This window comes from Mesorhizobium sp. M7A.F.Ca.CA.001.10.2.1 (genome assembly GCF_003998575.1).
In the GTDB taxonomy this organism is placed as follows: Bacteria; Pseudomonadota; Alphaproteobacteria; order Rhizobiales; family Rhizobiaceae; genus Mesorhizobium.
In genome coordinates, this window is record NZ_RZQY01000676.1 from 1 (window position 1) to 3,229 (window position 3,229).

The 3,229-nt window shown below is 60.9% G+C and carries 3 protein-coding genes; all 3 read right to left on the minus strand.

Annotated elements, in window-relative coordinates:
• A partial coding sequence (fusA, locus tag EN964_RS29750) for an elongation factor G (protein WP_127277089.1) occupies positions 1 to 1,862 on the minus strand: 1,862 nt, incomplete at its 3' end.
• A gap of 29 nt (positions 1,863 to 1,891) precedes the next feature.
• Positions 1,892 to 2,362, minus strand: coding sequence for a 30S ribosomal protein S7 (gene rpsG / locus EN964_RS29755; RefSeq protein WP_008875664.1), 471 nt, complete (start codon positions 2,360 to 2,362; stop codon positions 1,892 to 1,894).
• Positions 2,363 to 2,438: 76 nt separating this feature from the next.
• Positions 2,439 to 2,810 carry a 30S ribosomal protein S12 gene (gene rpsL / locus EN964_RS29760; RefSeq protein ID WP_006333356.1) on the minus strand — a complete coding sequence of 124 codons (372 nt, stop codon included), beginning with the start codon at positions 2,808 to 2,810 and terminating at the stop codon, positions 2,439 to 2,441.
• Between the last annotated feature and the right edge of the window lie 419 nt (positions 2,811 to 3,229).

Consider the following 3,229-nt stretch of genomic DNA (forward strand, 5'->3'; position numbering starts at 1 on the left):
ACGTAATCTTCCGGCGTCACCACTTCGACCTTCATGATCGGCTCGAGCAGCTGCACGCCAAGCTTGGGTGCGGCTTCACGGAAGCAGGCGCGGCCGGCGATTTCGAAGGCCAGAACGCTGGAGTCGACATCGTGGTAAGCGCCGTCGATCAGCGTCGCCTTGACGCCGATCATCGGGAAGCCCGCGAACGGACCCGAGGTCATGACGCTGTTGATGCCCTTTTCGACACCGGGGATGTATTCCTTCGGCACGGCGCCGCCGACGATCTTGGTCTCGAACTCGAACTCGCTGCTGTCCGGGTTCGGCTCGAAGACGATCTTGACGCGAGCGAACTGACCGGTACCGCCGGTCTGCTTCTTGTGCGTGTAGTCCTGCTCGTGCCTGCGGGTGATCGTCTCGCGATAAGCCACCTGCGGTGCGCCGACATTGGCCTCGACCTTGAACTCGCGACGCATACGGTCGACGATGATGTCCAGGTGAAGTTCGCCCATGCCGGAAATGATGGTCTGGCCGCTTTCCTCGTCGGTCTTGACACGGAAGGACGGATCCTCGGCGGCCAGGCGGTGAAGGGCGAGGCCCATCTTTTCCTGGTCGTTCTTGGTCTTCGGCTCGATGGCGATCTGGATGACCGGATCGGGGAATTCCATGCGCTCGAGAATGACCGGATGCAGCGGATCGCTCAGCGTGTCGCCGGTGGTCGTGTCCTTGAGACCGGCAAGAGCAACGATGTCGCCGGCAAAAGCCTCTTCGACGTCGGCGCGCGAGTTCGCATGCATCTGCAGCATGCGGCCGATGCGCTCTTTCTTGCCCTTCACGGTGTTGTCGACCGAGATGCCCTTGGTGAGCCTGCCCGAATAGATGCGGGCAAAGGTCAGCGAACCGACGAACGGGTCGTTCATGATCTTGAAGGCGAGCATCGACAGAGGCTCGTTGTCGTCGGCGTGACGCTCGATCTCGGCGTCGGTCTTGGCATCGACACCCTTGATGGCGGGAACATCGGCCGGCGACGGCAGATATTCGACGACGGCGTCGAGCAGCGGCTGCACGCCCTTGTTCTTAAAGGCCGAGCCACAGAACATCGGGTAGAACTTGACCGCGATGGTGCCCTTGCGGATCAGCGCGCGGATCTCGTCATTCGACGGCATCTTGCCTTCGAGGTAATTCTCAAGCGCCGTCTCGTCCATCTCGACGGCGGCCTCGATCATCTTCTCGCGGTATTCTTCGGCACGAGCCTTGAGGTCGTCCGGGATCTCGACAACATCCCAGGCAGCGCCCAGCGTCTCGTCGCGCCAGACAAGCGCGTTCATCTCGACGAGGTCGACGACGCCCTTGAACTCGGTCTCGGCGCCGATCGGCAGCTGCATGACAACGGCATGCGCACCGAGGCGCGAACCGATCATCTCGACCGAGCGGTAGAAGTCGGCGCCGATCTTGTCCATCTTGTTGCAGAAGATCATGCGCGGAACGCGGTACTTGTCGGCCTGGCGCCAGACGGTCTCGGTCTGCGGCTCAACGCCGGCATTGGCATCGAGCAGCGCGATGGCGCCGTCGAGCACGCGCAGCGAACGCTCGACTTCGATGGTGAAGTCGACGTGGCCGGGGGTGTCGATGATGTTGAAGCGGTGCATCTTGCCGTCACGAGCCTTCCAGAAGGTCGTGGTCGCGGCGGAGGTGATCGTGATGCCGCGCTCCTGCTCCTGCTCCATCCAATCCATGGTGGCAGCGCCGTCGTGGACTTCGCCGATCTTGTGCGACTTGCCCGTGTAGTAGAGGACGCGCTCGGTGGTCGTCGTCTTGCCGGCGTCAATATGCGCCATGATACCGAAATTGCGGTAGTCTTCGATTTTGTATTCGCGGGCCATCGTAGCTGCCTCTCAGTCTCGTTCGCGCTTTACCAGCGGTAGTGCGCGAAAGCGCGGTTGGCTTCAGCCATCTTGTGGGTGTCTTCACGCTTCTTGACAGCCGTGCCGCGGTTGTTGGCCGCATCCATCAGCTCGCCGGAGAGGCGGTCGACCATCGTGGTCTCATTGCGATTGCGGGCCGCAGCGATCAGCCAGCGAATGGCCAATGCCTGGCGGCGCTCGGGGCGCACGTCGACCGGAACCTGGTAGGTGGCGCCACCGACACGACGCGAACGCACTTCAACATGCGGCGCGACATTGTCGAGCGCCTGATGGAAGACGGTGACCGGCTCCTGCTTGGTCTTCGACTGAACCTGGTCGAGCGCGCCGTAGACGATGGTCTCGGCGACCGACTTCTTGCCGTCATACATGACGGCGTTCATGAACTTGGTGACGATCAGATCGCCGAACTTCGGGTCCGGATTGATCTCACGCTTTTCTGCACTGTGACGACGCGACATGGTTTTTGTCTCTCAATCTCATAACCCGACGCACCCAAGGAGCGCCAAGGCCGGAAAATCTTACTTCGGACGCCCCTTACTTCGGACGCTTGGCGCCGTACTTCGAACGGCGCTGCTTGCGGTTCTTCACACCCTGCGTGTCGAGCACGCCGCGGATGATGTGGTAGCGAACGCCCGGAAGATCCTTGACGCGGCCGCCGCGGATCATCACCACGGAGTGTTCCTGAAGGTTGTGGCCTTCGCCGGGGATGTACCCGATCACTTCAAAACCATTGGTCAGGCGGATCTTGGCCACCTTGCGCAGCGCCGAGTTCGGCTTCTTCGGCGTCGTTGTATAGACGCGCGTGCAGACGCCCCGCTTCTGCGGGTTCTGCTGCATGGCCGGGACCTTGTTGCGCTTCACCGGCGCAATGCGCGGCTTGCGGATCAGCTGGTTGACGGTAGGCATTAAACCCTCTTGTCTCTCAATTCCGTGTCTCGCCCGGTCAGGGCCGCTCAAAGCGTCATTTCCATACGCAAATTCGGGCCATAAGCCGCGCCTCGCGGTCTTGCCCGAACAAAAGGCAGAGGAAGCGGAAGCCGCTTCGTGCACGCCGGAAATGTCTTTTCGCTCGTAAAACGAACCCTGTTTGAGGCAAACTCCAAAGCGTGTCGCTTCGGAAGGGAGAGCCTCACATCGGTTCTGACTGGGCGGCTTCTACTCGTAAGACCGCGGACCGTCAAGCCCGGAGCATCAAATATTGCGCGCCGACCAAGGCTTGGCAGCCATGCGAAAACCGCATGTAATTTTCTTTCGCATTTTTGCAAGAGCGAGGAAGAAAGTGACAAGCCTTCAGGCAAAGTGAATGGGTTTGCGCTGTTGCGCGG